Annotated in this window: 28 protein-coding genes and 1 pseudogene; 11 read left to right on the top strand and 18 right to left on the bottom strand. The window is 63.5% G+C overall.

Annotated features, from left to right (window positions below):
- Window positions 1-3: 3 nt before the first annotated feature.
- The 3 genes from ACUXH0_RS07935 to ACUXH0_RS07925 form a co-directional block, all read right to left on the bottom strand.
- On the bottom strand, window positions 4-924 hold the full coding sequence (locus ACUXH0_RS07935; protein ID WP_012436661.1) for a S1C family serine protease: 921 nt from the start codon (window positions 922-924) through the stop codon (window positions 4-6).
- Window positions 925-943: 19 nt separating this feature from the next.
- Window positions 944-1,327: a hypothetical protein gene (locus ACUXH0_RS07930; RefSeq protein WP_249262905.1), complete on the bottom strand. Its 384-nt coding sequence runs from the start codon at window positions 1,325-1,327 to the stop codon at window positions 944-946.
- Between the two features lie 344 nt (window positions 1,328-1,671).
- On the bottom strand, window positions 1,672-2,280 hold the full coding sequence (locus ACUXH0_RS07925; protein ID WP_012436663.1) for a TetR/AcrR family transcriptional regulator: 609 nt from the start codon (window positions 2,278-2,280) through the stop codon (window positions 1,672-1,674).
- Between the two features lie 104 nt (window positions 2,281-2,384).
- On the opposite strand from ACUXH0_RS07925, the gene ACUXH0_RS07920 reads away from it, so the two are divergent.
- Window positions 2,385-3,851: an MFS transporter gene (locus ACUXH0_RS07920; protein WP_012436664.1), complete on the top strand. Its 1,467-nt coding sequence runs from the start codon at window positions 2,385-2,387 to the stop codon at window positions 3,849-3,851.
- A gap of 6 nt (window positions 3,852-3,857) precedes the next feature.
- Here ACUXH0_RS07920 and ACUXH0_RS07915 read toward each other — a convergent pair whose 3' ends face one another.
- Complete coding sequence (locus ACUXH0_RS07915; protein WP_182593876.1) at window positions 3,858-4,457, bottom strand: undecaprenyl-diphosphatase; 600 nt, start codon at window positions 4,455-4,457, stop codon at window positions 3,858-3,860.
- A 252-nt stretch (window positions 4,458-4,709) separates the two neighbouring features.
- Between ACUXH0_RS07915 and ACUXH0_RS07910 the strand changes: the two are divergent.
- Window positions 4,710-4,907 (top strand): annotated as a pseudogene (locus ACUXH0_RS07910) (diguanylate cyclase); the annotation flags it as partial.
- Between the two features lie 486 nt (window positions 4,908-5,393).
- The gene (locus tag ACUXH0_RS07905) at window positions 5,394-6,530 is read left to right on the top strand and encodes a PAS domain-containing sensor histidine kinase (protein WP_182593874.1); all 1,137 of its coding nucleotides are present in this window, start codon (window positions 5,394-5,396) and stop codon (window positions 6,528-6,530) included.
- Window positions 6,531-6,930: 400 nt separating this feature from the next.
- Here ACUXH0_RS07905 and ACUXH0_RS07900 read toward each other — a convergent pair whose 3' ends face one another.
- The 5 genes from ACUXH0_RS07900 to ACUXH0_RS07880 all read right to left on the bottom strand — a co-directional run bounded on the left by ACUXH0_RS07900 (window position 6,931) and on the right by ACUXH0_RS07880 (window position 11,852).
- The gene (locus ACUXH0_RS07900) at window positions 6,931-8,301 is read right to left on the bottom strand and encodes an APC family permease (protein ID WP_004628771.1); all 1,371 of its coding nucleotides are present in this window, start codon (window positions 8,299-8,301) and stop codon (window positions 6,931-6,933) included.
- 332 nt (window positions 8,302-8,633) lie between these two features.
- Window positions 8,634-8,885: a hypothetical protein gene (locus ACUXH0_RS07895; RefSeq protein WP_004628769.1), complete on the bottom strand. Its 252-nt coding sequence runs from the start codon at window positions 8,883-8,885 to the stop codon at window positions 8,634-8,636.
- Between the two features lie 110 nt (window positions 8,886-8,995).
- Window positions 8,996-10,618 (bottom strand): chaperonin GroEL, encoded by a 1,623-nt coding sequence (gene groL, locus ACUXH0_RS07890; RefSeq protein WP_182593873.1) that lies wholly within the window; start codon window positions 10,616-10,618, stop codon window positions 8,996-8,998.
- Between the two features lie 97 nt (window positions 10,619-10,715).
- Window positions 10,716-11,033 carry a co-chaperone GroES gene (locus ACUXH0_RS07885; protein WP_182593872.1) on the bottom strand — a complete coding sequence of 106 codons (318 nt, stop codon included), beginning with the start codon at window positions 11,031-11,033 and terminating at the stop codon, window positions 10,716-10,718.
- 174 nt (window positions 11,034-11,207) lie between these two features.
- Window positions 11,208-11,852, bottom strand: a complete 645-nt coding sequence (locus tag ACUXH0_RS07880; protein ID WP_004628762.1) for a hypothetical protein — start codon at window positions 11,850-11,852, stop codon at window positions 11,208-11,210.
- Window positions 11,853-12,041: 189 nt separating this feature from the next.
- On the opposite strand from ACUXH0_RS07880, the gene ACUXH0_RS07875 reads away from it, so the two are divergent.
- The 3 genes from ACUXH0_RS07875 (at window position 12,042) to ACUXH0_RS07865 (ending at window position 13,290) form a co-directional block, all read left to right on the top strand.
- On the top strand, window positions 12,042-12,485 hold the full coding sequence (locus ACUXH0_RS07875; protein WP_182593871.1) for an Hsp20/alpha crystallin family protein: 444 nt from the start codon (window positions 12,042-12,044) through the stop codon (window positions 12,483-12,485).
- A 33-nt stretch (window positions 12,486-12,518) separates the two neighbouring features.
- Complete coding sequence (locus tag ACUXH0_RS07870) at window positions 12,519-12,938, top strand: Hsp20/alpha crystallin family protein (protein ID WP_182593870.1); 420 nt, start codon at window positions 12,519-12,521, stop codon at window positions 12,936-12,938.
- A gap of 106 nt (window positions 12,939-13,044) precedes the next feature.
- Window positions 13,045-13,290, top strand: coding sequence for a hypothetical protein (locus tag ACUXH0_RS07865; protein WP_015855853.1), 246 nt, complete (start codon window positions 13,045-13,047; stop codon window positions 13,288-13,290).
- 127 nt (window positions 13,291-13,417) lie between these two features.
- Here ACUXH0_RS07865 and ACUXH0_RS07860 read toward each other — a convergent pair whose 3' ends face one another.
- From ACUXH0_RS07860 to ACUXH0_RS07835, 6 genes are all read right to left on the bottom strand, one after another.
- Window positions 13,418-14,734 carry a transporter gene (locus ACUXH0_RS07860; protein WP_154208007.1) on the bottom strand — a complete coding sequence of 439 codons (1,317 nt, stop codon included), beginning with the start codon at window positions 14,732-14,734 and terminating at the stop codon, window positions 13,418-13,420.
- Between the two features lie 137 nt (window positions 14,735-14,871).
- Window positions 14,872-15,678 (bottom strand): hypothetical protein, encoded by an 807-nt coding sequence (locus tag ACUXH0_RS07855; protein WP_182593869.1) that lies wholly within the window; start codon window positions 15,676-15,678, stop codon window positions 14,872-14,874.
- Window positions 15,678-16,394 (bottom strand): C39 family peptidase, encoded by a 717-nt coding sequence (locus tag ACUXH0_RS07850; protein ID WP_012436675.1) that lies wholly within the window; start codon window positions 16,392-16,394, stop codon window positions 15,678-15,680. The genes ACUXH0_RS07855 and ACUXH0_RS07850 overlap by 1 nt, the downstream gene beginning before the upstream one ends.
- Before the next feature lie 66 nt (window positions 16,395-16,460).
- Window positions 16,461-17,240, bottom strand: a complete 780-nt coding sequence (locus ACUXH0_RS07845; RefSeq protein WP_015855857.1) for a hypothetical protein — start codon at window positions 17,238-17,240, stop codon at window positions 16,461-16,463.
- A 26-nt stretch (window positions 17,241-17,266) separates the two neighbouring features.
- Window positions 17,267-17,875, bottom strand: a complete 609-nt coding sequence (locus ACUXH0_RS07840; protein ID WP_182593868.1) for a hypothetical protein — start codon at window positions 17,873-17,875, stop codon at window positions 17,267-17,269.
- Window positions 17,872-18,381: a hypothetical protein gene (locus ACUXH0_RS07835; protein WP_009239638.1), complete on the bottom strand. Its 510-nt coding sequence runs from the start codon at window positions 18,379-18,381 to the stop codon at window positions 17,872-17,874. The genes ACUXH0_RS07840 and ACUXH0_RS07835 overlap by 4 nt, the downstream gene beginning before the upstream one ends.
- Before the next feature lie 398 nt (window positions 18,382-18,779).
- Between ACUXH0_RS07835 and ACUXH0_RS07830 the strand changes: the two genes are divergently transcribed.
- Entirely contained in the window at window positions 18,780-19,754 is a 975-nt protein-coding gene (locus ACUXH0_RS07830) for an alpha/beta hydrolase (RefSeq protein WP_203551897.1), read from the top strand.
- 283 nt (window positions 19,755-20,037) lie between these two features.
- Here ACUXH0_RS07830 and ACUXH0_RS07825 read toward each other — a convergent pair whose 3' ends face one another.
- Window positions 20,038-20,364, bottom strand: a complete 327-nt coding sequence (locus tag ACUXH0_RS07825; protein ID WP_009239636.1) for an EthD family reductase — start codon at window positions 20,362-20,364, stop codon at window positions 20,038-20,040.
- Window positions 20,365-20,851: 487 nt separating this feature from the next.
- On the bottom strand, window positions 20,852-21,283 hold the full coding sequence (locus ACUXH0_RS07820) for a hypothetical protein (RefSeq protein WP_182593866.1): 432 nt from the start codon (window positions 21,281-21,283) through the stop codon (window positions 20,852-20,854).
- Window positions 21,284-21,465: 182 nt separating this feature from the next.
- Between ACUXH0_RS07820 and ACUXH0_RS07815 the strand changes: the two genes are divergently transcribed.
- From ACUXH0_RS07815 to ACUXH0_RS07800, 4 genes are all read left to right on the top strand, one after another.
- Entirely contained in the window at window positions 21,466-21,927 is a 462-nt protein-coding gene (locus ACUXH0_RS07815; RefSeq protein ID WP_015855863.1) for a MarR family winged helix-turn-helix transcriptional regulator, read from the top strand.
- Window positions 21,928-22,065: 138 nt separating this feature from the next.
- On the top strand, window positions 22,066-22,491 hold the full coding sequence (locus tag ACUXH0_RS07810; RefSeq protein WP_182593865.1) for an organic hydroperoxide resistance protein: 426 nt from the start codon (window positions 22,066-22,068) through the stop codon (window positions 22,489-22,491).
- A gap of 41 nt (window positions 22,492-22,532) precedes the next feature.
- Window positions 22,533-23,552 carry an alpha/beta hydrolase gene (locus tag ACUXH0_RS07805; RefSeq protein WP_012436682.1) on the top strand — a complete coding sequence of 340 codons (1,020 nt, stop codon included), beginning with the start codon at window positions 22,533-22,535 and terminating at the stop codon, window positions 23,550-23,552.
- A gap of 300 nt (window positions 23,553-23,852) precedes the next feature.
- Window positions 23,853-25,106, top strand: coding sequence for an Hsp70 family protein (locus ACUXH0_RS07800; protein ID WP_182593864.1), 1,254 nt, complete (start codon window positions 23,853-23,855; stop codon window positions 25,104-25,106).
- 152 nt (window positions 25,107-25,258) lie between these two features.
- Here the strand turns inward: ACUXH0_RS07800 and ACUXH0_RS07795 are convergent, their stop codons facing one another.
- A complete protein-coding gene (locus ACUXH0_RS07795) occupies window positions 25,259-25,624 on the bottom strand; it encodes a hypothetical protein (protein ID WP_182593863.1) in 366 nt (121 codons plus the stop codon).
- Window positions 25,625-25,819: the final 195 nt, after the last annotated feature.

Here is a 25,819-nt window from a genome sequence, read left to right as displayed (position 1 = left end):
TGGTCACTTGGCCTCGACGATGGTGTCGTCTCGGGCGTAGACGCGGCAATTGACCCATCGCTCGGTACAGAAAGCCATCGCCCGAAATTCTGCGTTCTGGCCTACGGCCCAGGAGTAGTGATCGCCGTCGGAGGCGACAAAAATCTTCGGCCACGTTTTCTTCAGATACATATCGAAGCCGGCCTGTTGGTTTCGCCCGAGTTCGCCGGAGCGGCCTGGTGGCGCCGCCTGCGCGCTCGATGCGTAAGCGGCCGGTGCAGCCGTCGCCTGAGCCAGCGATTTCTGCCCGCGCGCAGGGACATCGGCAATCCAGTCCGCAGGAATCGCGAAGTTCAGGTTCTGCCCCATGGTGAGCACGACTTGATGGTCTGTTATGCCAATCAATCGGCCGTCCGCATCGAACAGGCCGCCCCCGCTGGACCCTTGTGAGATTGGGGCAGACGTCTGGATGCTCTTGAGACGTCCTTCGTCATCGGTACGCAATGACGAGATCAAACCCTCACTGATCGTCAGCTCCAGCCCCAGCGGATTGCCGACTGCGTACACCTTCTGCCCCGTCACGAGCGCGCTACCCGGAGCAAGCGTCACTGCAGGCGCGTGGAAATCCGCGACCCGCAGTTGACAGAGGTCGCGCTCCACGTCGGGATACTGCAAGCGAGCACCGTAGCTTGCGTTGCCGCGTTTGAGCCAGACTTGCTTGCCGCCGCGCAGCACATGGCAGTTCGTAATCGCCACACCATCGGCAATGACCACTGCGCTGCCAATGGACAGCGGCCGGCCGTCCGAACCCGCAACGCGGACCTCCCAGACGCTAGGCGAGACCTTGGCAAAGACCGCTGCGGGCTCAAGCGCGACCGCGCGCTCTGCAGCGCCGGCGCAGACCACGGCAGCAGCCAGCAGTGAAACCAGTCGAACGATATGCATGTTAGTCAAGCGGGCCGCCTCATTGGGGCACCAGCAAATCTTTGAGGTCGCTCAGCGTGGTCGATCCATCTTCCGAACGGGTGCGATCACGCATGTGCGCGATATCGGCGTCGGTCAAGGGCTGGCAAGCAGATTGCGTTGCCCATTGCCGATAGCGCGCAGCCACCGGGCGCCATGACAGCCCATTGCTGGATTCGATGAGTGCCGCCCGACAGCCCCGCTCGCTTTCGGAGTAAGTCGAACGCAACTGGTAACGGTGCCCCGTCAGCGGAACGAAACTCACCGCAACCGAGCAGAAATAGGTCAGGTTCCCCGCCGGACGCACGAAGTTCACGGCCATGGTCGTCGGCACGTCGGTCAGCACACGCACGGAGCGCGCTGGCTGGTTCGTGGCAATTGCCACGCGTTGCCCCGTGCATGTGCGGGCGTCATCGAATACCAGCAATGCGGCGGCCGCGCCGCTGGCGGGCCGTATAAACTCAACCGGCACGGTCCGGGCACCCGCGGGCGGTTCTACATACGGCTGTGCGCAGCCCGCAAGCCACAAAGCGCCTCCCAACAAAGAGGCGGTCATTCTGAGCGTCATGCGCTCCCCCCCAAAGGCAACCTTTTCTGAGATCGGCATTTCCTTCTTCGAGCGCAGTGGCACGCACGCTCGATGCCGCTGAAGTGTAACCAAAGGTGACGGAGAGGGACTGACCTGAGTACCAGCGTTGTGCGCGCGCGTCGGCCGCGGGTCAGCCGCGCTCAGGCCAGCGCCGCGTCGATGCGCGCCTGCGTGCTGCGGCGCGCGCGCTCGAACACCGCCATGTCGCCCATCAGAAACGCCACGTTGGCGTTGGAGCGAAACGATTCGATCTCAAAGACGAGCTGATCGACGTCGACATCCGCGCGCAATTCACCGGCCGCCTGCGCCGCGGCAATCGTCTCGCGAAACCGCGCACGCACCGACTCGCGGTGTCCGCGCACACGATCCTGGATCGCGCCCGGGCGGGCCCGGTATTCGTAGCTGGCCGCGCAGACAAAGCAGCCGCCTGGCGATGCGCCGCTGGCCACGTAGTCGAACCAGCCGTCGGTCAGCGCCCGCAGGCGGGCAAGCGGGCTTTCCAGCGCCAGCGCGGGCTTCACCACCTTCTCGCGGTAGTGCACCACGCCCGCGTCGAGCGTGGAGAGCTGCAGCGTTTCCTTGTCGCCGAAGAGCACCTGGATATTGCCCTTGCCCACGCCTGCATCCGTGGCCAAGCGGCCGATGGTGAGGCCCTCCAGCCCATCGGTGGAAGCGATGGCGGTGGCGTGCTCCAACACCTGGGCGCGCGCGCGTTCGCCACGCTGGCGGCGGCCGTCGGTTTTGTTCATGGCAATGCCCTATCGATGAGTGGGGTCAACACAATCGACCCTTGACGTGGGCCAATCGCCCTTTAGTATACGTACGACCGTATATTAATAACCCGAGATCGCCCATGTCAACGGAATCCCTTTCCGCCGGTAGCGTTGCCTCGCCAGCCAAACGGCACTGGCCCGCGCTGGCGGCGCTGCTGACCGGCAACTTCGTCACCATTCTCGACCTGTTCATCGTCAATGTGGCGATTCCGGACATCCGGGCCGGCCTGCATGCGAGTTTTGCCGAAATCCAGCTCGTGATGGTCGGCTACAGCGCGGCGTATGCGGTGTTCCTGCTCAACGGCGCGCGCCTGGGCGATCTGTTCGGACGCAAGCGCATGTTTCTGGCAGGCATGGCGCTGTTCACGCTCGCATCTGCGCTGTGCGGGCTGGCCACCACGCCGTGGATGCTGATCGCCATGCGTGTCGGCCAAGGCCTGGGCGCGGCCATCCTCATGCCCCAGGTGATGGCCTCGCTGCGCGTACTGTTTGACGGCGATGCGCGACGCCGCGCATTCGGCACCATGGGCGCCGTGCAGGGCGTGGCGGCGTCGGTCTCGCAAATCATCGGCGGCTGGCTGATCGCGCATCCGCTGGCGGCCAACGTGTCGGGCTGGCGCGCGGTATTCCTGGTGAACGTGCCAATCGGCATTGCGGCGCTGCTGGCGGCGCGGGCCTCCGTGGCGGAATCGCGTGCGCCGGTGGCCGCGCGATTGGACGTGCACGGCGCCGTGGCCGGCGCGGTGGCGCTGGCAATGCTGCTGGTGCCGATCATGCAGGGCCGCGAGTCCGGCTGGCCGTGGTGGTCGTGGGCGGTGCCGCTGGCTTCTCTGCTGGTCTTCCGCCACTTTGTGCGGGTGGAGCAGACGCTGTCGGCGGCGGGCCGCGTCCCCATCATCGAGATGGCGCTGTTCCGCAACCGCAGCTTTGTGCTGGGCGTGCTGGCGATCTTCCTGTTCTACACGGCCATCAGTTCGTACTTCCTGGCGCTGACGATCCTGCTGCAGTTCGGGCGCGGCTTGTCGGCGTTGGCAGCGGGGCTGGTGTTCACGCCGGCGGCCGTCGCCTTCTTTACGGGCTCGCTGACGGCGCCCCGCCTGGCCGAACGCATCGGGCAGCGCGCCTTGTTGCTGGGCGTAGCGATCTTCGCCGTGGGCATGGTTGTCCTGGCCACCATGGCGCAACTGGGCGCGGGCACTGCGTGGCTGATCCTGCCGCTGATGCTCAACGGCTTCGGGCAAGGCATGGTGATTCCGCTGTCGCTCAACACCATCCTGAGCGGCGTGGAAACAGCCCAGGCCGGCATGGGCGCCGGTACCGTTACGACCATGCAGGCCGTGGGCAATGCGGTGGGCGTGACGGTGGTGGGCGTGCTGCTGTTCTCGCTGCTCGGTCAGGTGGAGGGGGCCGATGGCGCGGTCGCGGCGGAAGCGGCAACACACGCTGCGCACTACGGCCACGCGTTTGCGCTGGCCACGCTCTACAACGTGGCGGCGACGGTGCTGTCCTTCGTGCTGTTCTGGCGCGCGTGGCGCCGTCACGCCTGAGCGGGCTTACTTGCGCACCCAGCCGCGCCGCACGCAGGGCGCCAGCACCACGCCATGCAAGGCCAGCCCCAGCCGGTGCAGCGGCTCCGACAGCGTATACGCCACACGCCCGCTGCAAAGCCATGCGCACAGGGCCGACACAGCCGCCGCGCCCAGCATGTCGAACGGATAGTGCACGCCCAGGTAGATGCGCGCCCACGCCATGGGCAAGCCCAAAAGCGCCAGCAACACGCCCACGCGGCGCAGGCGTGCGTTCCACATCAGGCTGAATGCCACGGTCCACAGCGCCGTCAGGTGGTCGCTGGGGAACGACGAATCCGGCGCGTGCGGCAGCAGATTCGTGCCCAGTTCAATCGCAAACGGCCTGGGGTGATACCACGCGAGGCCGAAGCCGACGTTGATCGACAACGCCAGCGCTGCAGCCACGCCGGTCTGCAGTGCCTGCCTGCGCGTGGTGGGCTCACCCCACAGCCAGCCGGCGACGAGCGTGAGCGGCACCAGCCAGATCGCGTATTCGGCAAAGGCCATCGCCAGCCAGACGGTGGCAGCCGATGCGTCGGCCGACGCGTTGATCCAAAGAAACAGCGTGTGATTGAGTGATTCCATACAGCGTTGGCCAAGGGCCCGGGGGTTTCAACAACCGTGAGATGCCGGACCCACACTACTAAAGATTCCCTTCAATTCCCTTGGAACCGGCCTGTGGGCAAGCCTAGGCCACCCGACTTAGGCCAGCCGTAGCGATCTCCTTTTTGCCCGGATCATTGCCTAGGCTTTTCCCACCGCCTGACGCTCCCTAGGATGTAGGCACACCGACACGCGGGCAGGTCGGACACGCACAGTCTCGAACTCCGGGGATGAATGGAAAGTTTTCTGATTCAGCGGGACACACGCCGGCAGGCGACGTTTGCCGGTGCGATTGCGCTGCTGATCTTGTTGACGCTGGGCGTCGCTGCACCACGCGCAGGCCTGCAATGGTCAGCGACCAACCCCTTCATGCCGATGTGCACGCTGACCGCGTTCACCACGGCCAGCATCGCCGCGTTTCTGCTGGGCGCGCTCACGTAACGCACATCAAACATCAAGCACCCGTGAGCGTTTGCCCTGCCCGTCTTTGCTGTCTTCTTTATTTCTTCTGTATATAAAAATAGTAGTAGTAGATAACGGTGGACCGTTTCTGTGGATAGCTGCAGAAAACGCTTTTGCGTCAACGGCTTGCGAATTGCACAACCCATCGGACAGTGTGTGCCGTTGCGTGGATGACTCGTGCAGGGCACGCCCCACCCTCTCGGCAACCACCAAAGTTATGCCCGTGCTGCGGACAACCTGACCCCGGGCAGCCAACACAGTTGTCCCTGAAGTTCTTCACGCGCTTATCCACATATCCACAGCGGCAATCGCGACCATGTCCATGCGCGCAAACGCGCTTCCAGATCGGTGCCTTTGATTGCCATCCTCCAGCAGCATATTCTTGGGTAGATGCTCGGAAAACGGCCTCCAACTGGCGTGCCTTAGACGCCCGAACCCGCTGCGACGGGGCTTGATATGGATACCAACGCAGACAGATTGCGAAAACCGGCAAGCGATGCAGCCATCGCCCACGTGCCCGTGGAGGAGCGTTATCGCACCTTGGTCGACGCGATACAGGACTATGCAATCTTCCTCCTGGATCCCACAGGTCACATCGCAAGTTGGAATGCCGGTGCCCAACGCATCAAGGGCTATCACGCCGACGAAATCCTCGGCCAACACTTCTCGGTCTTCTATCCTGCCGAGGCAATTGCGCAGAACTATCCGGGCGAAGAACTCAAACGTGCCGCCGCCCTTGGCCGCTGGGAAGACGAAGGATGGCGCATCCGCAAGGACGGCTCGCGCTTCTGGGCCAACGTGGTGATCACTGCCCTGCGGGATGAAGACGGCGACCTGATCGGCTTTGCCAAGGTCACCCGGGACCTGACCGAGCGCGAGCGGCTCAAGCAGCTCGAGTACGCGAGCGAGTTGGCATCCCGGGTCGAAGCCACTCGCGAAGAAGAAAAGAAGCGTATTGCGCGCGAGCTTCATGATGACCTCGGGCAGCAATTGACTGCGCTGAAGATGATCATCACCGGCCTGCTTGCAGATGACAGCACCACGCCGGAAGCCCTGGCATACGCGCGCGAAAGAACACTGGCGATGAGCCATGCTATTGACCACGCGCTCGCGTCGGTCCGGCGTCTTGCAGCGGGCCTGCGGCCGACCATGCTCGACGACCTGGGGCTGCTGCCCGCGCTCGACTGGCTCGTCACCGATTTCGGACAACATACCGGCCTGCGGGTCGCACTGAACTGCAATACGCATACGGTGGCGTTCAACGACGCCGCCTCCACCGCGCTGTTCAGGATCGTGCAGGAAGGTCTGACCAACGTTGCCCGGCATGCGACGTCGGCAACGAAAGTCGTGGTCGATCTCCGATGCGACCGGGCAAATTGCGAGCTGGCGATTCACAACGATGGCGCCGTCGTCACGCACTCCACCAAACCCGCAGCCGGGCGGCCGCCGTCATCGGGGATCGCCGGCATCCGCGAGCGCGTGCGCCGCCTGGGAGGGACTTTCGCTGCGGGGCCGCTCCCGCAAGGCGGATACCGCATCCAGCTTGCGATTCCGCGGACAGCGATCGCGCTCGATGTGCCACCCGGTCGGTAGGCGTCTTCCACTCGACCGAATGGAAAGCCCCACCTGTTACGTGTGGCGCATCAAGTGGGGCATTTTCGAAACGTCAATGAACGATCGTTCTTCAACACGACCGGAGAACAGCGACGGATTCGCATATACGAACCCCATGGGCAGTGCGACGCAGAATGCCCGCGCCGCCCGCACAGCGTGCAATAGTCGTCCATGGCAATGACCTTTATCGAGAGCCGGATGTCACCGACTTCAGTATCTGTGTGACGCCCAGTTGTCGCTATCAGCGGGCGCTCATTGTGTTGTCCGGGCGCGCCCTTGTTTCTGTAGGTGAATACGGCAGGCGCTGTCAGCGCAGCCTGACAGCATTCGGCGCCCCAGGTTGGCGCCGGGTGAATGGCAACGGGTGCATCGGACTGGCTCAGGCGGAGCGAGCCGACCAGATCTTTTTACGGTTCAGCAGCAGCGGAATGACACCGATGGCGATGCCGCCCATGCCCACCACATTGGTGACCCAGTCGAAGGTCGGGATGCTGTAGAGCGCAATGAAGAAGAGGAAGAGCCCACTTGCCACCGGCCAGATGACATGGGTGATGGCGACCCACGGCCCCTGCGTCAGCACCTTGCGGTAGTACCAGCCGCAAGCCAGCCCGGTGAGCCCGAGGTAGAAGCAGATCTGGAAGCCGATGGCGGTAATCGAATCCTGCAGGATGACGTTGATCGTCGGCAGATAAGATGACACAAACAGCAGTGCGAGCCCCGTCAGCCAGATGAAGAAGATGGCGATGTGCGGCGTGCGCCAAACCGGATGCAGGCGCGCATAGCGCGCGTGCAGTGCGCCGTCGCGGCTTTTGGCAAAGAGCGTGCGCGTGAACTGCAGCATCTGGGTTTCGACGGTTCCCACCGTGCTCAGCAAGACCGCAACGATCGCGACGTAGCCCCAGGTCGGCCCAAACAGCTTCTCTGCAATGGCGAAGATGATGTTCGTGTTGTAGTGCTGGATCTCGGCATCGGACAGCCCGAGCTGCGTGATGACGATGAAGACAAGGAAGAACACCATCAAGAACACCATCGACCAGAACGCGGCGCGGCCGGGCGTGCTGTTCGCGTCGCGCGTCTCTTCGCTGAGGTTCATCGTCACGTCCCAGCCGTAAAAGAAGAAGATCGCCACCAACGCGCCGTTGGCGAACAGCTTGGGTGTGAACGCGAAAGGCCAGAACCAGACCCACGAGAACGGGTGCTGCGGCGTACGCGGAAACACCATGAAACTCGCGACGATGATCCCCAGCAGGATGACACCCTCGACAATCGTCATCAGCACCTGCACGTAGCTGGTGAGCTTGATGCCCTTGACGACTACCACGCTGACAAACGTCAGCCATGCCGCCGCGATCAACGTCACGTAGTGCACGTTGTTCATCATGGGCCGATCAAAGATGAGCAGCGTGGCATTTGCCGCCGGAATCATGGCAGACACCATGAACACGCAGCACAGCACCAGCAGCGCCCAGCCGGCAAAGAAGCCGAGTGCGCGCCCGAATACCATGCTCACCCACGAATACGAGGTGCCGGCACTCGCCAGGGCACGGTTCATGTTGATGAACGCGTACGCAATGCCAAACATGATGAGCCCGCACACCAGGATGCTGGCCGGCGACTGCGTGCCGGCCGTCCCGATGATGGTGGAAGTCGTGATCTCGATGCTGTAGGCCGGGGCAGTACCGGCGATGCCCATGATCACCGATTCAACGATACCCAGGGAATCGGCATTGAGCTTGGCGGGTTGGTCCATGGGTGCGCGACTCCCAGTCGAGATTGGGGGGCAATAGACCGATTTTTACCCTGTGCCGGATAGGCGGGCAATAGGGGCGTCTCTGGGCTGGAGCGGTGTCGTGGACGTGGGTTCTGGCAAGCCTTTGCTCTGTATGGCCAAGACGCTCGGAAAGAGCCAAGCCTGAAAATATCGACCGGGCAGCACATGCGCGCGCCCCTATCCCCTTTTGAGCTGGGTCGATACGGGACCAGGAATGCCGTCATGGTTGGGCGTGCAGCGGCGTTCTCGCGCTCTACATGGCCTCGTTGGCAGGCGTGACGTCTTCCGGGCCGGAGCTGGTAAGTCGAGCACTAATCCATCATGAGATGACGCATCAACAGTGCCGGGTCCGCGATCTCGAGAATGAGACGACGTAGCACGCGTTTGCGCATGTGCTCTTCGTCCAGCACCCACGGAGCGCTGACCTCGCTGAGATGCCGCGCGATCGCATCGCGGTGGTCGGCTCCTTCCGGAAGGCCCAGGCGTGCAGCCAGCAAGCCGGCAACGACGTCATCGATCTCTACGTCCAGGTGCTTCGCGTCAATGGTGAGTTGCAGCTTCATGGGCGTGATCGAACCTCAAAAAGCCGGCACCGCAACGGGAACTCGCGGCGCCGGAATGCAGTTGCACCGGCCGGCGAACCGGCCAGTCGATGGCAGCACAACTGCGTGGTTCAGTAGTCCAGCTCAGGGGCCGGCACTTGCGCGGGCTTATCCTCTTTCGGTGCCTCCGCGATGGTCGCATCCGTGGTCAGGATCAACCCGGCGACAGACGCAGCGTTCTGCAACGCGGTGCGCGTTACCTTGGTCGGGTCGACGACACCCGCTTCCACGAGGTCGCCGTACTCTCCGGTGGCCGCGTTGTAGCCGTAGTTGCCCTTGCCTTCGGCGACCTTCGCAATCACGACGGACGGCTCTTCACCGGCGTTGGCGACGATGGCGCGCAACGGTGCTTCCAGCGCGTGCTGCACGATGCGGATGCCGGCATCCTGATCGCTGTTCGCGCCCTTGAGGTTGAGCACTGCAGAGCGGGCGCGCAGCAAGGCCACGCCACCGCCCGGAACGATGCCCTCTTCGACGGCCGCACGGGTGGCGTGCAGCGCATCGTCGACACGGTCCTTCTTCTCCTTCATCTCGACTTCGGTGGCCGCGCCCACCTTGATGACTGCAACGCCGCCGGCAAGCTTCGCCACGCGTTCCTGCAGCTTCTCGCGGTCGTAGTCGCTCGTGGCCTCGTCGATCTGCACGCGGATGGACTTGACGCGGGCATCGATGCTGGCCTGGTCGCCGGCACCGTCGATGATGATGGTGTCGTCCTTGCGAACCTCCACGCGCTTGGCCCGGCCGAGGTCCTCCAACGTAGCCTTCTGGAGCTGCTTACCGGTTTCTTCGGAGATGACCGTTGCGCCGGTCAGCACGGCGATGTCTTCAAGCATGGCCTTGCGGCGATCGCCAAAGCCGGGGGCCTTGACCGCAGCGACCTTCAGGATGCCGCGCATGGCGTTGACCACCAGGGTGGCCAGCGCTTCGCTCTCGACATCCTCCGCCACGATCAGCAGCGGCTTGCCGGCCTTCGATGCCGCTTCCAGGATCGGCAGGAGGTCGCGGATATTCGAGATCTTCTTGTCGTGCAGCAGGATGAGCGCATCGTCCAGATATGCGGCCTGCTTTTCTGGGTCGTTGATGAAGTACGGGCTCACGTAGCCGCGGTCGAACTGCATCCCTTCGACCACGTCCAGCTCGTTGTCGAGTGACTTGCCATCCTCGACTGTAATGACCCCTTCCTTGCCGACCTTCTCCATGGCATCGGCAATGATCTTGCCGATGGCCTCGTCCGAGTTGGCCGAAATGGAGCCCACCTGGGCAATCTCGCGGTTGGTCGAAATCGGCTTCGACAGATTGCGAAGCTCATCGAGCACGGGGGCCACGGCCTTGTCGATACCGCGCTTGAGGTCCATCGGGTTCATGCCGGCGGCCACGTGCTTCATGCCTTCCTGCACGATGGCCTGAGCGAGCACGGTGGCGGTGGTGGTGCCGTCACCGGCAATGTCTGCGGTCTTGGATGCGACCTGCTTGACCATCTGCGCGCCCATGTTTTCGAAGCGATCCTTCAGCTCGATTTCCTTGGCGACAGACACGCCGTCCTTGGTGATGGTCGGGGCGCCAAAGCTGCGCTCGATCACAACGTTGCGGCCCTTGGGCCCGAGCGTCACCTTCACGGCATCGGCAAGAACATTCACGCCCTTGACGATACGGACGCGCGCGCTGTCGTGGAACTTGACGTCTTTTGCACTCATGTTTGTTGCTCCGGATAAGTCGTTGACTCAACACGTCGCGAACAACCGGCCTATTTGCGGTGTCCTGTCCGGCAGTGTTCGCGAGCGGCTCGAGGCCTCAGGCGGCCTTGGCAACCGCCTCGGCGTGGGTTTCGATGACGCCCATGACGTCTTCTTCACGCATGACGAGGAGTTCCTCGCCATCGACCTTGACGGTCTGCCCGGCGTACTTGCCGAACAGCACCTGGTCACCGGCCTTCAATTGGAGTTCGCGCTGCGTGCCGTCCTGAAGCAGGCGGCCCGTGCCGACCGCAATGACTTCACCTTGCTCGGGTTTTTCTGCGGCGGAATCAGGAATCACGATGCCCGAGGCCGTCGTCCGTTGCTGTTCGATTCGCTTGACGATAACCCGGTCGTAGAGGGGACGAATCTTCATTTCCATCTCCTGAGCGATAGATCACCAAAAAAGGGAATCCGGCTTGCGCGCCGTTCAAGCATGGCGCCTGAACGGGGCTGACAAGCCGTGCCAAATGCTTGGCGGATTGCAAAATAGAAGCGCTCCGCGGCGACTTCAAGAGGCTCGCGAACGGCGTGTTTGTAACAAAATGTTTCACGGCAACAGGATGCGCCGGACGGCTCCAAGGCGGTAGACCGTACGGCTGCGTACCGGCCGGTGGCGCGGTAGTTGGCGGGGGATTGGAAGGACAGGACAGGGCGGCTCGCGTCCACCATCCGGGCCGAGCGTATCGTCCGGCTCCTCAAGCGCCTGCCACACGCCACCCTTGACGGGCCGGAACAGCCAGCGCAGGTAGCCTTCGTTCGCTGCAATCTGCATCAACTCGGCACGATCGGGGGCGCCATCGATGAGTGCCTCGTCCGCCGATGCACCCTCGTAATCGCCGAATGCCTGACGGCATGCCAGCGCTTCACCTGCGGATGCGCCCACCACGTTGCAACCGCGTCGCTCGACGCGCTCAAGATCCCATGCACCGAGCTGCCAGGCGGCATCGAGCAGCGCCTCGTCAACGGCTTCGACGCTCTGCCAGGCGTGCGTTAGTTGAATGGCCGAGCCCGGTACGGAGCGCGGTGGAATGTCGACTCCCGGCAACACGAGCGGGCTGGCGCGGCGAAATCCATGCCAATGCAGGATCGCCACGAGCGGCGTATTCGGGCGCCGGGCCGCTGTCACGGTCACCGCGACCAACGGCAGACGCACCGCGTCCATCTGTTCATGCACTGTGCTGAAAAGGTCCATGAAGCCTCCGAATGATGTGTCCAATGGCCTCTTGAAATTTCTGCCTGCTTCCCTATTTTAGGTTTCGTCAATGCAGTCGCGGTTCTCGCGCTGCGTGTTTCGATTTGTTTGTCAGTGGCCCGCCACGGACGGATGAACTGGAGCGCGTAGTTCGGTTCAGTCTCCGTGCGGGCCCTTCAGGAGCCAGCCATGAGCGATCTGTTTTTTGGCACCGATCTGCTGGGCGAATTTGATCGCCTGCAACGGCAGATGGCCACTCTCTTTGCGGGGGCACCCGCCAGCCTGCGCGCCACGCGCCTGGGCACCTTTCCACCCGTCAACATTGGCAGCACCGATGACTCGGTCGAGATCGTCGCGTTCGCCCCGGGGCTCAACCCCGCGCAGATCGACGTCTCGATCGACAAGGGGCTGCTCACGATCAGCGGCGAGCGCAAGCGCCCGGATTTCGAGATGACCGACGACACGCGCGTATATGCCGACGAGCGTTTCACCGGCGCGTTCCGCCGCGTGATTGAGTTGCCACAGGACGTCGACCCCGACAAGGTCAATGCACGGTACGTCAACGGCTGCCTGACCATCAGCGTCGGCAAGTCGGAGGCATCGAAGCCGCGTCAGATCACAGTGCAAGGCTGAGCCACAGCTTGCCCAAGCATGAAGGAGCCCATCATGAACGACACCACACAATTGGCGACCCAGGCGCAGCCGGGTCGTGCCACGGTCGCAAAGCAGCCGGCGGAGCAACCCGCCGCACGCCAGACGCACCTGGCGCCGCCTGTCGACATCTTCGAAAACCGCCAGGGCATCACGCTGTTTGCCGACCTGCCGGGCGTGCCGCGCGAGAAGCTCGATATTCGCGTGCAGGATGGCACCCTCACGGTCGATGCCGAACTGATGGTGCCCACCCCGTCAGGTCTGCGTCTGCAGCATGGCGAAGTTCGGCACCCGCATTTCTCGCGCACCTTTGTGCTGAGCCCGGACTTTGACGCTTCGCGCATCGATGCGCAGTTGCGCGACGGCGTTCTCAAGCTGACCATCCCGCGCCGCGACGAGGCGAAGCCGCGGCGTATTGAAGTCCAGGCCGGCTGAGCCCATCACCGGCCGTCGTTTTGCCTTGCAGGCGGGCGCGCTCCTTGCGCGCCTGCATTTGGCACCGTGCCCCCTGGTTACGGTTGTTTGTTACTAGGAGACAAAGATGCTGAGTGCACACGAATTTGCCACGCTGATGTTGATCAGCCAGTCACCCGAGCAGGTCGACATGAACCGCGCTGAATTGGACGCGCTGCTGGAGCGGCAATTGGTCATGCTCGAACGCTCCGCCGAAGGGCACCGCCGCCGTGCGCGGCTGACCGATACCGGACGCTCCGTGCTGCGGGCGTTGAATGCGGTCGATCGTCAAAAACGCGTTGCACCGGGATCCGCTCGCCGGGATGCCGACTAGCCTGTGGCTTTGCACGCGCACCTCTCGAGCCAGGGCAGAACATCCCGCGCTCAGGCGCGTTCGTTGCGTTGCCGTTCGCTCCACCTACGTCACGTCTTGCCGTCTGCCGGGCGCCACGACCCCTGCGCTACCACGTGTACGGGAAGCGAAGCGTAAAGACGTAGTTCGGCGCGTCCGGCGTCAGGCCCATGGCCAGCGTGGCGCTGATCGACAAGTTCTTGGTCAGCACATGGCTGATCCCGAACGTCATCGTGCCTACGTTGGTTTTGCTGCCCACCACCGACTGTTCGGCGCCACCCTCTGGGGTGATGCGCGTGTTGCCGGAGAATGCGGTGCTGTAAGCCATCGTCAGCGCCGTGCGGTCGTTCAGCGCCAATGCAAGGCCTCCGCCCAGGGTGATGGTATCGCCCAGCTTGACCTTGCCCGGCTGCACCACGCCTTCGGTCGAGGAGATGTCAGCAAACGAGCGCGGCACGTAGTACGTGTAGCTGGCATTGGCAAACAACACCACCGGGTCGTACGTCTTCAGGAAAGACATGCCCAGCGTGCCGCTCCATACACCGTTGCCGGTCGGCAGTTGCTGGTCGATGATCAGGTTGTTGTTATTGCTGTCGGCATGGATCAGCTTGATGCCAAACGGTGAACGCCCGGTCGGTGCACGCACGCGAAAGCTGCCGACAATGTCCGGCAAATCCGCTGACTCTTTGACGAGCTGATAGTAGATGCCGGCACTCACATCGCCCAAGCCCGCGGACGTCTTGTCTGCCTCGCTGACGGTGCTCGATGCCCCACCCGCACCGCCGCTGAAGAACGTGCTGGAGCGATACACGGCCGGCACTGTGAAATCCGCGCTCAGCCGATCGCTGAAGCCATAGCGGCCGGTGACGTCGAAGGTCGTGACATTGGCCTTGGTCTGGACCAGGTTGATCTGCCCGAGAAAGATCGCATCCAGCGCCAGAAAGCCCGACAGCGCGAGGTTGCGGCGGTCGTAGTAGCTGTAGCTGATGCCGGTATCGATTGTGAAACGTCGCTCAAACAGCGGCGCGTGCTCGGATTGAAAGACAAGGTCCTTGCTCTGGATGCGAGGCTTGTCGTTGGGGTCGGGGCGCGCGGCGGTTGTGCTTTCCGACGCGGGCGCCGTGTTGCCGGATTGGGCGACCAGCGCAGACGACGGCGATTGTGTTGCCGTGGTTGCGCCCGCAGCGGATGCCTGTGCGTTGCCGGCACCGACGCCACGGCCGCGCACGCGCACCAGCTCGAGGTCGCCGACGCGCTCTTCCAATGCATCAATGATCTTCTGCTGCCGCTCGATGATGCGCTGCAGGCGCGCCAGGCGCGCGTCAAAGGAGTCTTCGGCAGACGGCGCCGATTGCGCTTCGGCCGCTGCAGGAAGCAACGACCAACATGCCACTGCCCACGCCACTGCCGTGCGTCGGTGTCCCATGTTTCCCCCCGGAAAGCAAGGCGGAGGCTAAAGAGCCTCCATTTCAGCGCACCGGCCCTATTGCCGAGCGCCGCCTCTCACTGCCTGCCTGTGTGTTCTTCTATTGCGTCGTTATAGGAAATTCTGCATCGGCACGTCTAGCGGCGTAAACCCGCCACCGCCTGCAATGCCTGCGCCACGCCGATCTGAGCCAGCTGCTGACGCGACATCGTCTGCATCTGCAGTTGGATCGACAACTGATTGGCAATCAACTGCGCATTGCCCGCCATTTGCGCCACCTGCATCACGCTCCCCGCCGCCCCGGCCAGATTGGGCGTCACCGACTGCGAGACGACGCCCATCGGGCTGGTGATGGCAACCTGCACGCCACCCGCGCCCGCCTGGGCCTGGGCGGTGAATCCGTTCTGCGCCGCCGTTGCCAACGCGCTGCCCGAAGGCAGTGTAGGCAATGGAGCGGTCTGCATCGAGATCGATGTGGTGTTACTCGCCAGATTGTTGTTGCCAGCCACCTGTGTCACCTGGCCGACACCGTTGACCTGTACACCGGCCCCGCCGGAGGCTGTCGCCCCGGGTGTGGCGCCCGCCAGAGCCCCTATGCCCATCTGCACCGACGCCAGTGTGCTCACTGCGACGCTGGCGGTACTGGTGCGCAGGTTGGTGGCGAGCAGCCGCGCTTCGGCCGCTGCCTGCCCTGCTTCGTTGCGCCATTGCGAGGCCATTTCAATCATGAATCCGCTGACGATGCTGGCGCCGAGGTATTTGCCGCGCTGCTGGGCCAGCTCACCGTCATCGGCCAGCTCGACTGCGGTGCCGGTATGAAACAGTACGGCACTGTCGTGCGCTTCGGCCGGCGCGGAAGGATCAGGGAGCGGCCCGGCGCTGGCTCCGGCACACCAGCCGGCATACGCGAGCGGCAGCATCCATGCGAGTGTCTTGGTTTTCATCAGAACAGGTCCCACCGGGCAGGTCCAAATTCCATCTGGATCGGCAGCATCCCTCCCGAGAACGCGGCGTTCTCACGCGCACGCAAGCTGGGAGCATTCGTCTGCAGCAATCCTGAATCGGCCTGGACCGACACGTCGCCGACGATTGCAAATACGAGGCCATTCCACGCAGGCGCAAATTCCCACTCCTGCATGATGCGATTGCCCAGTGCAGGGTCGGCGATAAACACCCGCCCCTGGGCCGCGCGCTTGACGACCACGAAATGTTGGTACCCGTTCAGGCTCAACAAGACGATCACCGGGATCGCCAGATCGCGCAATGCCGCCATGTCCACACGGTAGCCACGGCCCCTAAAGCCGAGTGTCTGCACATAGTTGCGCATATCGAGCATGGAGAATCCTTGCTCGGCGACCTGCTTCGGGTCGCTCACTTTCATCATGTCGGCAATGACGCGGCGCTCATCGATGTCCAAGCCATAGCCGTAGCGCAGCAACGTGCCGACCGCAGCCGCCCCGCAACTGAAATCCTGCTGCTGTCGCATCACACTGCGATAGCGCAGTTCCGCCATGCTCTTGACCGGCTTGTTCAGTGGCATTTCGCTGTCGGCGCGCAACGCAATCGCGCCCTCCTGGGCACTGGCCTGCGTTGCCCACAAGCCGCCTGCGCAGAAGAGACACAACATCACCCTGCCCACCGATTGCCGGTTCAGTCGCATGAATCCCCCCCTTGGGGAACGGACACCCGACCGCCGGAGCAGCGGCCGGGTGTTTGGACGCTAGCCTTAGTTGGCGGCCTTGGCCGTGGCGATTGCCAGGCCGTTGTGCTGCAGGTTGCCCGCGCCAGCCGCGATGTTCACGCCGATGTTGCCCATGGCGTTCATCAGTGCAGTGCCGTTCAGCGATGCGACATTGGTCGGATCGCAACCATTCAGGCGCAGCGAGTTGTTGTCAGCCGACTGCTTGTTGTAGTCGGTGGCCTTGGCGATACGGCCCGACGTGTTGGTCGATGCAGCCATGCCGTTCTCTTGCAGCTCACCTGCGCCCGCAGCGATGTTCACGCCGATGGTGCCCTTGGCGCCGTTCAGAGCGCTACCGCCCAGCGATGCCTTGTTGGCCGCATTGCCGATGGACAGGGACTCACCCGGGTCCGCCTGGTTATTGAACACCTGGGCCGAAGCGAACACCTTGCCGGCATCCACGGCCGCCAGCGCAACGTCGTTGGACTGCACATTGCCAGCGCCGGACGTGACGTTCACCCCGACTGCGCCCTGCGCGCCCTTGAGCGCCTGTCCATCAACCGTCGCCGTATTGCTGCCACGCCGCAGGTCGACCGAGTTGTTGTTGCTGGATTGCGTGGAATCGACAACCGCCGACGATTCCGAGCTGAACGGCACGAAACCCAGCGCGAGGCCGTAGCCCTGCACGTGGATGTCATTGCTGATTTCGGTCACGTTGCTGATAACCGCCCCGGAGGAGCGCGGACCGTCGTCTCGTCCCTGAGCGTGGGCTGCACCTGCAGCCAGCAGGGCGAGTACAGCAATGGCAGTCAGTTTGGCTTTCATGGTGATCTCCCTTCCTTCTGTTGCTGTTAAAAAAGAGTGCCCGCCGGGGGACGGAGCACAAAGACGTTGGATACGACATTCCCCGTTCCTGCCGTCTGGTTGACCTGCACAACGCCGGAGGTATTGCGCAACGCCGTCGATGCGATCGACGCGTCTTGCCTGGCCTCCGCCGCGGGCGCGGCATCCTGACGACGAGACTGTGCAGCCACGCCCGACAGGGCATTGTCGGCAAGTGGCTCAATGTGATGGGATTGCTGTTGCACAACCGACGCAGTGGGGGCGATCACCGCGACGTTGAGCTGTGCGTTGCCGGCACCGCTGGCCTGATTGATCGACACCAGACCCGCCGCACCATTGAAAGACGCGCCCGCCAGCCGGCTCGATGCCGATACGCCCGACCGTACCCGCCCGACAAACTGCGATGACACGACGCGCGCCTCATCGGTCGACACGGCGGCTACGTTGGCCTGCACGTTGCCCGCCCCCGAGGCCTGATTGACGGCCACGCGCCCGGCCGTGTTTGCAGCGGCATCGCCCTCCACCACGGCGGACACCGGCGCACTTTGGGCCCACGCCGCGCCAGCCGGCACGGCGCTCAGCACCGCCACTATGAAGTGCCACGTTAGAGACTTCACGGCTGCCCGCCACGCGAGAGCGGCGCCAGTGCGCCGCTGATCTGCGACGCAATGCCCGCCGTGGCCTGCACCACTTGCCCGCCTACGCCGCCAACGGCAGCGCCGCTCACGGCATTACCGACGGAAAGCCCGCCCGCGGTGGGTTGCAATCCGGTTCCCGTGGATGAAGTCAGGGCGCGCTGCAGGCCTGTCGCTGCGTTGCCGGAAGCGGCGCGCGATGCGCCAAGTTCGCCGTCAGACAGCACCGACATGACCGACCCGACGGATTGATTGAACGCCTGCGTAGGAAACGGGCTCACCGCCGTGCGGATGGGCAGTGCATCGGTCTGAACGCCCCGATAGGCGACGCGCGGGGTGACATCGCGCTGCACGATGATGTCGCCCTCGTCGGCATGTGCCGGCGCCAAAGCAAGCGCCATCGCCAGACACGCAGCCAGTGCGGTTGGCTCTATCGCGCAAAAGGTCGCCCAACGCCAAGCATGGCGCTGCGAGGTGATTGTCGGCATGGCTCGCTCCTCCCCGGGGGCCCTAGAGCGACATCCATGCCATGACGACTAACCGCCTGATTTGTCTAGAAAATCACCCGTCAGGAGAGACCATGCACCCCTGCAGCACGCATTTTTGTGTCATGGCTGAAACAGGCAAGTCACTGAATTGAGCGAAGCAAGCCTGCCAGGACAAGGAATCGTCAGGGCGGGCATGCCAATTGGAATGTTTCAGCCGTGAAGCAGTCACTGCGACGACGCTCTCACCCTACGAGGCACGCTGCCTCGTTCCCGGCCACGCGGTTACACCATGGTCGCCAACCGCCCCGGCGATGAGAAGCTAGAATCGCGCGAGCTGCCACCAGCGACCAGCCGCAAAACGTCACGACCACTCACCCGCGGGGATTTGCGCAATGGCCATGAAACGCCTCGTCCTTTCGGTCCTGCTTCTGTTGGTGATTGTGGTGATCGCCGGCCTTGCATCGCCATGGCCCAGCGTGTTGGTCATCCGCGCCATCTTCGATCACGGCGCTGCGCAGGCATCCAAAGCATTGGAGCCGTTGGTTCCCAACGATGTGGCTGTGCAAACCGGCCTGGTCTACGACCCCAGCGACGCGGATGGGCGCCTGGACATCTATCGCGGCAAGGCGGCCACCCCGGACGGCCCTGTCGTCGTGTGGTTTCATGGCGGCGGATTTGTTTCCGGGCGCCGGGCCGATCTCGCCAACTATCTGAAGATCCTTGCAGGTAAGGGCTTTACGGTCGTCAATGTGGACTACACCATCGCGCCCGATGCGACCTATCCCACGCCCATCCGGCAGGCCAACATGGCGCTTGCGTTCCTGTCCACGCAGGCTTCGCAATTGAAGATCAATGCAAACAAGATGGTCTTGGCGGGCGACAGTGCGGGGGCGCAAATCGCGGCGCAGACGGCGGCCTTGGTGACGAACGAGCGCTATGCGCAAGCGCTGGGAATCTCACCCGAGCCATTGGCAAACCAGATCGCCGGCGTCTTGCTCTATTGCGGCGTGTACGACATCACGCAGATGGGCCAAAGCGGCGGCTTGGGTGCCTGGTTCGTCAAGGCGACCGCGTGGGCGTACAGCGGCAAGCGAGACTGGCATCAGGCCCCGGGGTTCGACACCATGTCGATCACCCCTTACATCGCCCGCGGCTTTCCGCGCGCGTTTGTGAGTGCGGGCAATGCCGATCCGCTCGGGCCGCAGTCGGTGGCCCTCGCAGCCGCGCTGCAGGCGCAGGGAGTGAATGTAACGAGCCTCTTCTTCCCGAAGGACTACCAGCCCCCGCTCGGGCACGAATATCAGTTCCGGTTGGACACCGACGCCGGCAAGGGTGCGCTGGCGCAATCGGTGGCCTGGCTCAGGTCGCTATAGGTGGAAGCGCCGCAAAGCGCGAGCGCGCCTGCTTTACAAGCTGCGGCGCGACGTGAGGTTTGCAGTGATCCACGCTGCCACGTGGCTAACCGGAATGGCATGGCGTTGATTGAACGCCCCGCCCCTGTCCCAGCCCGCCGAGCAAAGACTGCTCGATCCACTCCAGGCGGCTGAAGGGGCGGGCCAGAGCGGCCCAGGGCGGCTTCCGGCTTGCCGGCGACCCGCCCGTAAGTCACGGTGCCGCCCCGGCCGGCTACACGCTCTGGCTGGACGTCCGCCGCACTCAACGATCCGAACGCTCGACGACGACCTCGCTAATCTGAAGCACCGGTGCAATGTCGGTGTAGTTGACGATATCGGCCAGGATCTCCGCGCCGTGCTGCTTCATGGCCGCCTGGAACGCATCGGCCGATTCACAGATGAACGCGCACATCGCCACGTAGGCAGGTGGCGTGCCGGGTGCTCCGCCGGCCAGGCCTTTATCGACGGTGTAATACGCACAGGCATTGCCAAGTCGCGCCTTCGCCAGCGGCATGTGGCGTTCGCGGTAATAGTCGTGGTCGAAGCGTGCGCCTTCGGCGTAGGGGTACATCACGGTCACTTTGATCATGCGGTTCTCCTTGTGGTCATTTAAGGCTTGAAGGATAGAGTGATTGCGGTGGGGCAGAATCGAGCGCCGCCTTGGTTACCGTCGGGCGTCAACACGCCTTGGATGCGAAGGGTACGCAAGGGCGAGAGCCGGAACAGCAGGTCGCAAGTCGTTTCTCCGTTTCCGGTGTAGCGGTACATCCCCTCGGCGATTTTTTTCGCATCGCCCGCTTCAGAGTAAATGCGGTAGTCGGGGCCATAGATGCGAAACCAGAAACGTAGCCCCTTGTCGGGCGTCGGTTCTACAAACGCTTGGTCAACAACAAGTGCCCGATTGAATGGCTCGCGCGTCGCGAAGATGTTGTTGACTGTGGCGTATGCCTGAGGTTTGGCGCGCCATGCTGGTTGCTCCGCCTCTTCGGCGTGCGCGATGACGCAACCGCCGCAATCAAAAAGACACTGAGTTTTCGCGTCATTTTTTAGTCCCCCAGCAAGGCAGCCATGTGACCTCAGTCGATCGCCGAAACCTTGATCGGCGTCCCCTGCGCGGGCTGCTGGGTATGTGCGAACAGCTGACCGAGGCTTAGCCTTTCGTTCCAGATATGGCGCAGCCCCAGCCCATACCGCTTCTCAACATCCTTTGCCAAGGTTTCGAGTTCGAGCGCGTCTGGAGTCCATTGCCGTGGGTATAAGGTCCGATATATCGCCAGAATTTCATCATCCGGCCTGAGCATTAGCGTCTCCCCGTCGTGCAACGCAAACGCGCGGACAAACAGCAGCAGAAATTCTCGAATCTCTGGCTTTGAGGCTGACGGGAAAGCTCTGCGCCAGTTTTTTCCCTGACAGCTGCGGCCACTGAACGGTGCAGGCAACTTCGTTCCAGGGAACGCCGCCGATAGCAGGGCAACGAGAAACAGTGCGATAACAATCAAGGTGGTCATGACCCGCCCATATCCGAAATTGGAGACCCGGAAACCGCTGAGTTCTCGGAGTGCTGGCAACGTGCGTGCGGCCCATTCTAGCGGCCCGCCTTTGCGCGCGTTGATCACGCCCCGCCCGCACCGAAAACCCATCTAAAAAAATTAGCTTGCAATTCAATAGCACGCTATATATATTCCCCTCCATGAACACACGCAAGCCTTCCTCCGCACGCCGTGACCTCGCCCTGGACGAGCAGCTTTGCTTTGCGCTGTACTCGACCATGATCGGGATCAACAAGGCGTACCGGCCACTGCTCAAGGCGCTGGACCTGACGTATTCGCAGTACCTCGTCATGCTGGTGCTGTGGGAGCAGGACGCCCAAACGGTGTCGGAGATTGGCGAGCGCCTGTTCCTCGACTCCGCCACGCTCACCCCGCTGTTGAAGCGGCTGGAGGCGGCGGGGCTGATCGAGCGGCAGCGCTCGGCTGAGGACGAGCGGCGGGTGATCATCTCGCTCACGGCGGCAGGCAAGGCGCTGGAGAAGCGGGCCGAGAAAGTGCCGGCATGCATGGCTGCGGCCATGGAGTGCGCGCCCGGCGAGCTGGAAGAACTGCGCACACAGTTGAATGCATTGCGGGGGCGGCTCTTCAAGAACGCCGCCTGAGCACATACGTATCGCCGACGGGCGCCTGATCGCGTCCGTTTTTTTAAACCGATTAAATAGTGCGCTATTTAATCGTAAGCAATGCGGCACGGCCTCGACAGCCGATGCGCGTACCTCCCCTCTCACAGGAGAACCACCATGTCGATCGAAAACGTCCTCTACCGTGCCAATGCTCGCGCCACCGGCGGCCGCGATGGTCGCGCCATCACTGACGATGGCCGGCTCGACGTGCGCCTGACCACGCCGACCGAACTCGGCGGTGCCGGCGGCGAAGGCACCAACCCCGAACAGCTGTTTGCCGCCGGCTACAGCGCATGTTTCCTGGGCGCCATCAAGTTTGTGGGCGCGCGCGACAAGATCCGCGTGCCGGTAGATGTGTCCGTGCAGGGCACCGTTGGCATCGGCGTCATTCCGAACGGCTTTGGCATTGAAGTCGACCTGAAGATCAGCCTGCCCGGCATGGACCCGGCCGAAGCGCAAACGCTCATCGACCGCGCGCACATCGTCTGCCCGTACTCCAACGCAACGCGCGGCAACATCGACGTACGCCTGAGCCTGGTCTGACCCGCACCCCCCTCCCCCGACAACCGATAAGAAGCACTGCTATGAACCGCATGACCAAATTTGCCGCCGGCACCCTGCTCTCTGTGGCAGCAAGCGTTGCCCTTGCTGCGGGCAGCCCGGGCGTGGAACGCAACACCCAGTCCTTCCTCGACGCCCTGGCCGCGGGCGGCGGACAGCCGCTGGAAACACTGTCCCCCGCAGATGCGCGTGCCGTGCTGGTGGGCGCGCAGGCCGCAGCAAAGGTGTCGCTGCCGCCCGCGGACGTTAGCCAGAAAACCATCACCGTGGATGGCAAGCCGATCAGCCTGACGATCGTGCGCCCGGCCGGCGCGAAGGGCACGCTGCCTGGCTTCATCTTCGTGCACGGCGGCGGCTGGGTGCTGGGCGACTTCCCCACGCACGAACGCTTTGTGCGCGACCTGGTGGCCGATTCCGGCGCCGTCGCTGTCTTTGTCAACTACACGCCGTCGCCCGAGGCGCGGTATCCGGTAGCCATCAACCAGATCTACGCCGCCACTAAATGGGTGGCAGAAAACGGCGCGCAGATTGGCGTAGACGGCAAGCGGCTGGCGATTGCCGGCAACAGCGTGGGCGGCAACATGGCCGCCGTGGTGACCCTGATGGCCAAGGCGCACGGTACGCCCGCACTGCGCACGCAAGTCCTGTTCTGGCCGGTTACGAATGCCAGCTTCGAGAACGCGTCGTACGACGAATTTGCGCAGGGGCACTTCCTGACCAAGCCGATGATGCAGTGGTTCTGGAACGCCTACACGACTGATCCGGCACAGCGTCAGCAGATCTACGCATCGCCGCTGCTGGCCACCCCCGACCAGTTGAAGGGGCTGCCGCCCGCGCTGGTGATCACGGCCGAGAAGGATGTGTTGCGCGATGAAGGCGAAGCCTACGCACGCAAGCTCGACGCCGCCGGCGTGGACGTCACGGCCACGCGCTACAACGGCATGATTCACGACTTCGGCTTGCTCAATGCGCTGGCCGGTGTGCCTGCAACGCGTGCAGCGCTGCATCAAGCCAGTGAAGAGCTGAAGGCGCGGTTGAAGTAATTGGGTGGGCGGGTTGTTTCACCGCCTTCGCCGCCTTCACCGTTCATTGGTCAGCCAGCAATGCGCCCGCCCGTGTCTTTTGCACGCGGTGGGCGTGTTGCGTTGTGTTTCGGTCTGCAACGCTAGCCGCATGAAACAGCCCAACCTGGAAGCCCAAACAACCGTGGCAACCAAGGCATCCACCGTCGTGCAGATCCGTCGCACAAAGCCACTACAATAGCGCGCCTTCGCCGGTGGCGCCCGCTCCTGACACCCCGTGCAGGCGCATGCCTCCCGCTGCACTCCAGAAGCCACAATCCTATGATGTCAAACGCCTGCGGCGTCGATTTCGGCACGTCCAACTCCACCGTCGGCTGGCTGAGACCGGACGCGCCCACCCTGCTGCCGCTCGAAGACGGCAAGGCTACGCTGCCTTCCGTCATCTTCTTTCATGCCGAAGACCCGACGGTCAGCTACGGGCGGGCCGCGCTGGCCGACTATCTTGCCGGCTACGAGGGCCGCCTGATGCGCTCGCTCAAGAGCCTGCTCGGCACATCGATGATGGACGACAGCACCGAGGTCATGGGCCAGGCCATGCCCTTCCGCAAGCTGCTGGCGCATTTCATTGGCGAACTGAAGCGGCGGGCCGAGCACGCCGCCGGCCATGAATTCCGCCGCGCCGTGCTTGGCCGCCCGGTGTTCTTCATCGACGAAGACCCCGAGGCCGACCAGCTTGCCGAAGACACGCTGGCGGACATCGCGCGCGATGCCGGCTTTGGCGAGATCGCCTTCCAGTACGAGCCCATCGCCGCCGCGTTCGACTACGAGGCCGGCATCAGCGGTGAAGAACTTGTGCTGGTGGCGGACATTGGCGGCGGCACGTCGGACTTCTCGCTGGTGCGCCTGTCGCCCGACCGCGCGAAACGCCTTGACCGCCGCGAAGACATCCTCGCCAACGGCGGCGTTCACATCGGTGGCACCGACCTCGACCGCGCCCTGAGCCTGGCCAGCGTGATGCCGCTACTGGGCCTGAACAGCACGCTGCGCAACGGCAAGGCGATGCCATCCGGCCAGTATTTCGACCTGGCGAGCTGGCACACCATCAACCACGTGTACACGCGCAAGGCGTGGGCGGTGGTGATGGACAACTACCGAGATGCCGCCGACACCAACAAACTCGACCGCCTCATCCGCCTGATCCGCGAGCGCGCCGGCCACTGGCTCGCTATTCAGGTGGAAGCCGCAAAGATCGCGCTGTCGGACGCCCCCGTGGCGGAGATCGATCTGCACCGCATCGCGCCCGAGTTGAAGCAGCCCGTCACGCGCGAAGACTTCGACCAGTCGATTGGGAAGCTGGTCGGCAAGACGGTCTCGACGGTGCAGGCGATGCTGAAGACGGCGGGCGTTGCAGCGGAAAAGGTCGATACCATTCTTTTTGCCGGCGGCTCCAGCGGGGTGCCGTTGCTGCGCGAGCAACTGGCGCAGGTGCTGCCGTCGGCGCGGCGCGTTGAGGGCGACCTGTTTGGCGGGATCGGCTCGGGCCTGGCGCGCGATGCGGCGCGCAAGTTTGGCTGACGGGTTGAGAGGCTGGGGGGTAGCGGGACGTTTCAAGCGTACCGGGACGACCGCTTCTGGCCGGTAGCAAGCAATCCAACAGCCAACGCCCAACTGCCACTCCGACCCCACACAGGCATTCCCGCCCGTCACGGGAATGCGTCCATCTCTTGTTATTGGCTATAGCCCCGCCGCTCTATGGCGGCTAACACGTCCCACGTTTGCGGATCGACATCGCGGCCCCCGAGCGACATCGATACGTACGCATCAATCGCATCCACAAAGCCTTTGATAAAAGCCGGCGGAAACGCGTGCGCGGACAGATGTTGAAGCTGCTCGCGCAGCATGCCCGGGCGGCATTGGCCGTGCGAGCGCATGGCGGTGCGCGTGCGCTTGAGATACGCCTGCGCTGCGATGGCGCCGTTCAGGTAAGTACGGTTCTTGGTGAGCCTACCTGTGTCGGATGACGTGGGCGGTGGGCTGGGTGATGCGGGTGGAGATGGGTACGACGCTGGTCGCGTCTCGTCTGCAATAGGCATAGGCGCCTCCGTGAGTATTGATTGGAGGTCCGCCTTCTCGTCGCCAGACGAAGGTGGCGGGCCTGACGGCGGGGCTGGCGAACCGGTACTCACGGCAACCGGCAGACCTTGCGGTCTCCCCACCCGGCCCGCCATAGGAGGCATGCGCGAGTGTGCCCGAGCGTATCCGCCAAGCGGATGCTCGTTGTGAGTATG

The organism is Ralstonia sp. 110700041-2 (genome assembly GCF_056280165.1).
Note: the sequence above shows the minus strand (reverse complement) of the source record. Positions and strands in the feature narration are given on the sequence as shown.

Bases quoted from the DNA above. Each gene is read 5' to 3' on its own strand.
- ACUXH0_RS07855 (WP_182593869.1), bottom strand. From the start codon at position 15,678: ATGAAAACCAAGACACTCGCATGGATGCTGCCGCTCGCGTATGCCGGC.
- ACUXH0_RS07820 (WP_182593866.1), bottom strand. From the start codon at position 21,283: ATGACCACCTTGATTGTTATCGCACTGTTTCTCGTTGCCCTGCTATCG.
- ACUXH0_RS07900 (WP_004628771.1), bottom strand. From the start codon at position 8,301: ATGGACCAACCCGCCAAGCTCAATGCCGATTCCCTGGGTATCGTTGAA.
- ACUXH0_RS07915 (WP_182593876.1), bottom strand. From the start codon at position 4,457: ATGGAATCACTCAATCACACGCTGTTTCTTTGGATCAACGCGTCGGCC.
- ACUXH0_RS07825 (WP_009239636.1), bottom strand. From the start codon at position 20,364: ATGATCAAAGTGACCGTGATGTACCCCTACGCCGAAGGCGCACGCTTC.
- ACUXH0_RS07845 (WP_015855857.1), bottom strand. From the start codon at position 17,240: ATGAAAGCCAAACTGACTGCCATTGCTGTACTCGCCCTGCTGGCTGCA.
- ACUXH0_RS07905 (WP_182593874.1), top strand. From the start codon at position 5,394: ATGGATACCAACGCAGACAGATTGCGAAAACCGGCAAGCGATGCAGCC.
- ACUXH0_RS07860 (WP_154208007.1), bottom strand. From the start codon at position 14,734: ATGGGACACCGACGCACGGCAGTGGCGTGGGCAGTGGCATGTTGGTCG.
- ACUXH0_RS07850 (WP_012436675.1), bottom strand. From the start codon at position 16,394: ATGCGACTGAACCGGCAATCGGTGGGCAGGGTGATGTTGTGTCTCTTC.
- ACUXH0_RS07795 (WP_182593863.1), bottom strand. From the start codon at position 25,624: ATGCCTATTGCAGACGAGACGCGACCAGCGTCGTACCCATCTCCACCC.
- ACUXH0_RS07875 (WP_182593871.1), top strand. From the start codon at position 12,042: ATGAGCGATCTGTTTTTTGGCACCGATCTGCTGGGCGAATTTGATCGC.
- ACUXH0_RS07925 (WP_012436663.1), bottom strand. From the start codon at position 2,280: ATGAACAAAACCGACGGCCGCCGCCAGCGTGGCGAACGCGCGCGCGCC.
- groL (WP_182593873.1), bottom strand. From the start codon at position 10,618: ATGAGTGCAAAAGACGTCAAGTTCCACGACAGCGCGCGCGTCCGTATC.
- ACUXH0_RS07895 (WP_004628769.1), bottom strand. From the start codon at position 8,885: ATGAAGCTGCAACTCACCATTGACGCGAAGCACCTGGACGTAGAGATC.
- ACUXH0_RS07800 (WP_182593864.1), top strand. From the start codon at position 23,853: ATGATGTCAAACGCCTGCGGCGTCGATTTCGGCACGTCCAACTCCACC.
- ACUXH0_RS07805 (WP_012436682.1), top strand. From the start codon at position 22,533: ATGAACCGCATGACCAAATTTGCCGCCGGCACCCTGCTCTCTGTGGCA.
- ACUXH0_RS07810 (WP_182593865.1), top strand. From the start codon at position 22,066: ATGTCGATCGAAAACGTCCTCTACCGTGCCAATGCTCGCGCCACCGGC.
- ACUXH0_RS07865 (WP_015855853.1), top strand. From the start codon at position 13,045: ATGCTGAGTGCACACGAATTTGCCACGCTGATGTTGATCAGCCAGTCA.
- ACUXH0_RS07815 (WP_015855863.1), top strand. From the start codon at position 21,466: ATGAACACACGCAAGCCTTCCTCCGCACGCCGTGACCTCGCCCTGGAC.
- ACUXH0_RS07830 (WP_203551897.1), top strand. From the start codon at position 18,780: ATGAAACGCCTCGTCCTTTCGGTCCTGCTTCTGTTGGTGATTGTGGTG.
- ACUXH0_RS07835 (WP_009239638.1), bottom strand. From the start codon at position 18,381: ATGCCGACAATCACCTCGCAGCGCCATGCTTGGCGTTGGGCGACCTTT.
- ACUXH0_RS07880 (WP_004628762.1), bottom strand. From the start codon at position 11,852: ATGGACCTTTTCAGCACAGTGCATGAACAGATGGACGCGGTGCGTCTG.
- ACUXH0_RS07870 (WP_182593870.1), top strand. From the start codon at position 12,519: ATGAACGACACCACACAATTGGCGACCCAGGCGCAGCCGGGTCGTGCC.
- ACUXH0_RS07920 (WP_012436664.1), top strand. From the start codon at position 2,385: ATGTCAACGGAATCCCTTTCCGCCGGTAGCGTTGCCTCGCCAGCCAAA.
- ACUXH0_RS07885 (WP_182593872.1), bottom strand. From the start codon at position 11,033: ATGAAGATTCGTCCCCTCTACGACCGGGTTATCGTCAAGCGAATCGAA.
- ACUXH0_RS07935 (WP_012436661.1), bottom strand. From the start codon at position 924: ATGCATATCGTTCGACTGGTTTCACTGCTGGCTGCTGCCGTGGTCTGC.